Here is a 6,456-nt window from a genome sequence, read left to right on the forward strand (position 1 = left end):
CCGGCCGCTGCCGCCTCGGCGGAAGGCAGCTCGATTCGTGTGGGCGTGGAAAAGGTCGACCAGCTTATCAACCTGGTGGGCGAACTCGTCATCACCCAGGCGATGCTGGCGGAAACCACCAGCACCTTCGATCCGGCGCTGCACGACCGTCTCTTCAACGGCATGGCGCAGCTCGAACGCAACGCGCGCGATCTGCAGGAAGCAGTGATGTCGATCCGCATGATGCCGATGGATTACGTGTTCAGCCGCTTCCCGCGTCTGGTGCGCGACCTGGCGTCGAAGCTCGGCAAGGAAGTGGAACTGGTCACGTTCGGTCAGGCGACCGAACTCGACAAGAGCCTGATCGAGCGCATCATCGACCCGCTGACCCACCTCGTGCGCAACTCGCTCGACCATGGCATCGAAACCGTGGAAGCACGCCGCGCCGCGGGCAAGGACGGCACCGGCCAGCTGGTGCTGTCCGCCGCGCACCATGGCGGCAATATCGTGATCGAAGTGAGCGACGACGGCGCGGGCCTGCGCCGCGACAAGATTCTCGCCAAGGCCGCCAAGCAGGGCATGCAGGTGAGCGACACGATGTCGGACGACGAGGTCTGGAACCTCATCTTCCTGCCGGGTTTCTCGACCGCCGAACAGGTCACGGACGTCTCGGGCCGCGGCGTCGGCATGGACGTGGTGAAGCGAAACATCCAGTCGATGGGCGGCCACGTCGAGATCACCTCGCACGCAGGCAAGGGCAGCACCACGCGCATCGTGCTGCCGCTCACGCTGGCGATTCTCGACGGCATGTCGGTGAAGGTCGGCAACGAAATCTTCATCCTGCCGCTGAACTTCGTGATGGAGTCGCTGCAGCCGCGCCACGAGGACATCTACACGGTCACCAACGGCGACCGCGTGGTGCGCGTGCGCGGCGAGTATCTGCCGCTGGTCGCGCTGCATAACGTCTTCAACGTCGAAGGCGCGCGCACGGACCCGACGCAGGGCATCGTCACCATCATGGAAACCGAGGGTCGCCGCTTCGCGATGCTGATCGACGAGCTCGTTGGCCAGCAGCAGGTCGTGGTGAAGAACCTCGAAACGAACTACCGCAAGGTGCACGGCATTTCGGCGGCGACGATCCTGGGCGACGGCAGCGTCGCGCTGATTGTCGACGTGGCCGCGCTCAACCGCGAAACGCGTGCATCACACGGCGTGGCCGTGGGCTCGCACGGCGGCGCGAATTCCGGCTCGTTCGCCGAATTCGCCTGAGCACGAGCACGCAGCCAGGCAAAAGCATGAGCACGCATCAACCAACCATTTCCCAACCGTTCAGGGGCTAACGTGGCAGAAGTCCATTCCATCCAGGGCGGCGGCGCACAGGGCGCAGTCGCCGGCGCGCACCGCCGCGACGCGCAACAGGCCGACGCAGGCGGTCAGGAGTTCCTCGTCTTTACGCTGGGCGCGGAAGAGTACGGCATCGACATTCTCAAGGTCCAGGAAATCCGCGGCTACGAGAGCGTGACGCGCATCGCGAACGCACCGGATTTCATCAAGGGCGTCATCAATCTGCGCGGCATCATCGTGCCGATCGTGGATATGCGCATCAAGTTTCACCTCGGCCGCGTGGAGTACGACCACCAGACCGTGGTCATCATCCTGAACGTCGCGCATCGCGTGGTCGGCATGGTGGTGGACGGCGTGTCCGACGTGCTGACGCTGCAGATGGACCAGATCATGCCCGCGCCGGAATTCGGCGCGACGCTCACCACCGAGTACCTCACGGGCCTCGGCACGGTGGACGGCCGCATGCTGATCCTGATGGACATCGAAAAGCTCATGACGAGCCGCGAGATGGCGCTGATCGAAGCGCTCGGCGTTTAATTCGACGTTCGAGCCGCGTGATCATCAGAGACAAGGCACTACATCAGGGACGGAGCAAAGTTGTTGCTACGGGGGTGAGGCCGCAAGGCCCGCGCTAGAGGAAGAGCGGAAAAGCCGCCGCGCAAGAGCGGCAAAACCGCCTCGCTGCATCGTTTTCCTCCTGTGCGCTTCGTTCATCACCGGCAACATTCATGCGCTAAACCCGCGCTAAACCCGCGATAAATCCGATTCCGCCGCACAGGACAGGAGCAAACGAGATGCTGCACAAGTGGTCGATCCGCACGACGCTCACGGGCGTTGGGGTCATTCTCCTGGCGCTGACCGGTCTGGTCGGCGCGCTCGGGCTTATCGCGCTCGGCAACGCGAGCGATTCGCTCGCGACCATCGCACGCGGCGATCTCGTCGCGATGCATTCGCTCAATGACGCCTCGTCGTATCTGCTGCGCTCGCGCGTGTCGCTTGACCGCGTCAACGCGCTCTACGCCGCGGGCCAGAACGACGAAGCCAAAAAGGTCATCGATCGCGCCGACTTCCTGCTCGGCAAGTCGAACGACGCGTGGAAGACCTTCGTGGCCGCGCCCAAGGCAGGCATCGACGCCGCCACGCTCGACGCGCTGAACGCGAAGCGCGCGTCGCTGCTGCAGGACGGCGTGCAGCCCGAATTCGCCGCACTGCGCGCGAACGACCAGGCCGCCTACCACGCCATCGCCGATACGAAGATCAGCCCGATGTTCGTCGATTACGACAACGCGGCTGCTCCCATCGCCCAGCAGTTGCAGGACGGCGCGCAGGCGCGCGAAGAAAGCGCGCGCTCGCAGATCACGCTGATGCGTTCGCTGATCGGCGGTGCGATTGCGGTGGCGCTGGTGTTGCTGGTGGTGATCCGCTTCGCGATGCGCGGTCTGATCGTGCAGCCGCTCGAAGACGCGGTGAAGTCGTTCGAGCGCATTGCGCACGGCGATCTGACCGAGCGCATCGAGGTCTACAGCAATAACGAAATCGGCCGTCTGTTCGCGGGCATCAAGCGCATGCAGGAAGCGCTCGTTTCGCTCGTGTCCGCCGTGCACAACGGCGCGGGTTCGATCGACGTGGGCGCGCGCGAAATCGCCATGGGCAACACCGATCTCTCGCAGCGCACCGAGCAGCAGGCCGCGTCGCTGCAGGAAACCGCGTCGAGCATGGAACAGCTCACGGGCACGGTGCGCCAGAACGCCGAAAACGCGCGCCAGGCGAGCCAGCTGGCCGTGAACGCGTCGGACATCGCGACGCGCGGCGGCGCGGTGGTGGGCGAAGTGGTATCGACGATGCAGGCGATCGCCGTGAGTTCGGCGAAGGTCGTGGACATCATTAGCGTGATCGAAGGCATCGCGTTCCAGACCAACATTCTCGCGCTCAACGCGGCCGTGGAAGCGGCGCGTGCGGGCGAGCAGGGCCGCGGCTTCGCGGTGGTGGCCGGCGAAGTGCGCAGCCTCGCGCAGCGCAGCGCCAGCGCCGCCAAGGAAATCAAGGAACTCATCAACGATTCCGCCGAGAAGGTGCAAAGCGGATCGCAACTGGTGGGCCGCGCAGGCACGACGATGGACGACATCCTTCAGGCCGTGCGTCGCGTGACCGACATCATGGGTGAGATCAGCGCGGCTTCGGAAGAGCAGTCGGGCGGCATCGAGCAGGTCAACCGCGCCGTCACGCAGATGGACACCGTCACGCAGCAGAACGCGGCGCTGGTGGAAGAGGCGGCGGCAGCGGCGGCGTCGCTCGAAGAGCAGACGCGCAATCTGCAGAACGTGCTGGGGACGTGGCGTACGAATGGCAGCAGCCACGGTGGCAGCGAAGCGCGTGCTGTGCGTGCGACGGTTGCGCCTGCTGTATCGGCATCGGCAACGCCTTCTGTAAAGGCTGCAGCACCGAAGCCCGCAGCACCGAAGCCCGTCGCAGCCGCACCGGCAGCCAGGCGCGCGCCGCTGGCCAAACCGGCGTCGGACACGGCAGCGACGGCAAAGCCGCTGGCGAAGCCCGCAGCACGCACTGAACCGCAGATCGCCAGCACGGCGTCGTCCGCTTCGGACGATTCGGACTGGGAAACGTTCTGATCCTTCCGCGTCGAGCGGAACCCTTGAACCACTGATATCGCGACGAGCACAGCAATGCACATGAGCGCACAAGGACGGCTGGAATTGCACCGTGCCGCTGCCCGCAAGGCGGCGGACGCGGCGCGCGCCGCGTATGCGCCGCACGCATTGCAGGCGGGCGGCCAGGCGGCAACGGCCATGGAAGATTCGATCAACGCAGCAGGCATGCGCGCACGGCGCGCCGGAGCGGCCGCATGAACGCGCTGCGTTTTTCCCGCAACGATCGTAGCGATCGCGCCGACCGTCATGGCGACGCCCCGCGCGCCGGCGCGCCCGGCACCGGTGGCGAGGGCGCGGCGCGCGACTTCGAATTCACCTCGGCGGATTTCGAGCGCATCCGTTCGCTGATCCACCGCCGCGCCGGCATTTCGCTGTCGGACCACAAGCGCGACATGGCCTACAGCCGTCTCGCGCGACGTCTGCGCGCGCTTGGCCTCGACAGCTTCCGCGACTATCTCGACGAACTCGAAAAGCGCAACGACGCGAGCGAGTGGGAAGCGTTCACCAACGCGCTCACCACCAACCTCACGGCGTTCTTCCGCGAGGCGCATCACTTTCCGATCCTCGCTGATTTCGTCAAGCGCCGCGCGCAGCCGGTGTCCGTGTGGTGCTCGGCGGCGTCGACGGGCGAGGAGCCGTATTCGATCGCGATGACGCTGATCGAAGCGCTGGGCGATCGCGCCGCGCGCGAAGCCAAAGTGCTGGCCACCGACCTCGACACCCAGGTGCTCGCCAAGGCCGACGCGGGCGTGTACGCCTACGATCAGGTCAAGCATCTGTCGCCGGAACGCCTCAAGCGCTTCTTCCTGAAGGGCACCGGTTCGCACGCGGGTCTCGTGAAGGTGCGCCCGGAACTGCGCCAGATGATCAAGTTCGAGCAGCTGAATCTGACGGACGCCGATTACGGCCTGCGTCAGAACTTCGACGCGATCTTCTGCCGTAACGTGATGATCTACTTCGACAAGCCGACCCAGGCGCAGGTGCTCACGCGCTTCGAGCCGCTGATGAAGGCCGACGGCCTGCTGTTCGCGGGGCATTCGGAGAATTTCACGTATGTGACGCAGGCTTTCCGTCTGCGCGGCCAGACCGTCTATGAACTGACGCGCGGCAAGGCCGCCAACGCCGCGGGCGCCACGAACGCAACGACGAAGCCCGGCGCGAAAGCCGAAGCGCTGGGAGCGACCGCATGAGCACGCGCCTGCCGATCGCGACCAACCGCTATTTCGACACGCACTTCAACCGTCCCGGCGTGAAGCTGCTGCCGAACGAATTTTTCACCACGAACGAAGACATGGTGCTGGTCACCGTACTCGGTTCGTGTGTGGCCGCCTGTATTCAGGATCGCACCGCCGGGATCGGCGGCATGAACCACTTCATGCTGCCCGACGACGGCGCCGACGCCGCTCACGCGCCGCACGCCGGTTCCGACGCGATGCGCTACGGCGCGTACGCGATGGAAATGCTCATCAACGAACTCATCAAGGCGGGCGGCCGTCGCGAGCGCTTCGAAGCCAAGGTGTTCGGCGGCGCGGCGGTGCTGGCGGGCATGACCACGATGAATATCGGCGATCGCAATTCCGCCTTCGTGCGCCGCTATCTGGCGACCGAAAGCATCCGCATCACCGCCGAGGATCTGCAGGGCTCGCATCCGCGCAAGGTGGCGTTTTTGCCGCGCACGGGCCAGGTGATGGTCAAGAAGCTGCGCCTGTCGCAGGAGACGAGCGTCGCCGAGCGCGAGCAGCAACTCGCCGCGCAAAGCGCCGAAGCGCGTGCCGAACGTCTCGCGCGCGCCCGCGCCCGCGTCGAGCTGTTCGGTCTGAACGGCGCTGGCCGCAACGGCAGCGCGGCGGGCAATGCGAGCGCGGCAGGCGGCAACCACTTTCCAACATCCGCGCCGCAGCCGGCGCGCCCGCGCATCGAGCTGTTCGGTGTCGGCGGCGCATCGGCCACGCGGCCATCCAGTCAAGGTCATGGCTTCGGCCATGACAACGCCAGGACAGTAGAGGAGGCGTGAACGCTGTGCAAAAAATCAAGGTTCTCTGCGTCGATGATTCGGCTCTGATCCGCAGCCTGATGACAGAGATCATCAACAGCCAGCCGGACATGACTGTCGTCGCCACCGCGCCCGACCCGCTCGTGGCGCGCGAGCTGATCAAGCAGCACAACCCCGACGTGCTCACGCTCGACGTGGAAATGCCGCGCATGGACGGTCTCGATTTCCTCGAGAAGCTCATGCGCCTGCGTCCGATGCCGGTCGTGATGGTGTCGTCGCTGACGGAGCGCGGCAACGAAATCACGCTGCGCGCGCTGGAACTGGGCGCGGTCGACTTCGTGACCAAGCCGAAGGTCGGCATTCGCGACGGCATGCTCGATTACGCCGAAAAGCTCGCCGACAAGGTGCGCGCCGCCTCGCGCGCCCGCGTGCGTCCGGCTGCGCCCGCGCGTGCAGCGGCGCCCGCTGCGCCCG

Annotated in this window: 7 protein-coding genes; all 7 read left to right on the plus strand. The window is 65.8% G+C overall.

The window, feature by feature from the left end; translation table 11 throughout:
• Positions 1–1,248, plus strand: a 1,248-nt coding sequence (locus F3J17_RS35710; protein ID WP_205195118.1) for a chemotaxis protein CheW, incomplete at its 5' end; no start/stop codon positions are given.
• Positions 1,249–1,320: 72 nt separating this feature from the next.
• Positions 1,321–1,860, plus strand: a complete 540-nt coding sequence (locus tag F3J17_RS35715; protein ID WP_027816042.1) for a chemotaxis protein CheW — start codon at positions 1,321–1,323, stop codon at positions 1,858–1,860.
• A 257-nt stretch (positions 1,861–2,117) separates the two neighbouring features.
• A complete protein-coding gene (locus tag F3J17_RS35720; RefSeq protein ID WP_167070511.1) occupies positions 2,118–3,950 on the plus strand; it encodes a methyl-accepting chemotaxis protein in 1,833 nt (610 codons plus the stop codon).
• 60 nt (positions 3,951–4,010) lie between these two features.
• Positions 4,011–4,187 carry a hypothetical protein gene (locus F3J17_RS35725; protein WP_167070513.1) on the plus strand — a complete coding sequence of 59 codons (177 nt, stop codon included), beginning with the start codon at positions 4,011–4,013 and terminating at the stop codon, positions 4,185–4,187.
• A complete protein-coding gene (locus tag F3J17_RS35730) occupies positions 4,184–5,179 on the plus strand; it encodes a CheR family methyltransferase (protein ID WP_167070515.1) in 996 nt (331 codons plus the stop codon). The genes F3J17_RS35725 and F3J17_RS35730 overlap by 4 nt, the downstream gene beginning before the upstream one ends.
• Positions 5,176–6,003 (plus strand): chemoreceptor glutamine deamidase CheD, encoded by an 828-nt coding sequence (gene cheD / locus F3J17_RS35735; RefSeq protein ID WP_167070516.1) that lies wholly within the window; start codon positions 5,176–5,178, stop codon positions 6,001–6,003. The genes F3J17_RS35730 and cheD overlap by 4 nt, the downstream gene beginning before the upstream one ends.
• A 5-nt stretch (positions 6,004–6,008) precedes the next feature.
• A partial coding sequence (locus F3J17_RS35740; protein WP_167070518.1) for a response regulator occupies positions 6,009–6,456 on the plus strand: 448 nt, incomplete at its 3' end.

Source organism: Burkholderia sp. Ax-1719, assembly GCF_011753055.1.
Classification (GTDB): Bacteria; Pseudomonadota; Gammaproteobacteria; order Burkholderiales; family Burkholderiaceae; genus Paraburkholderia.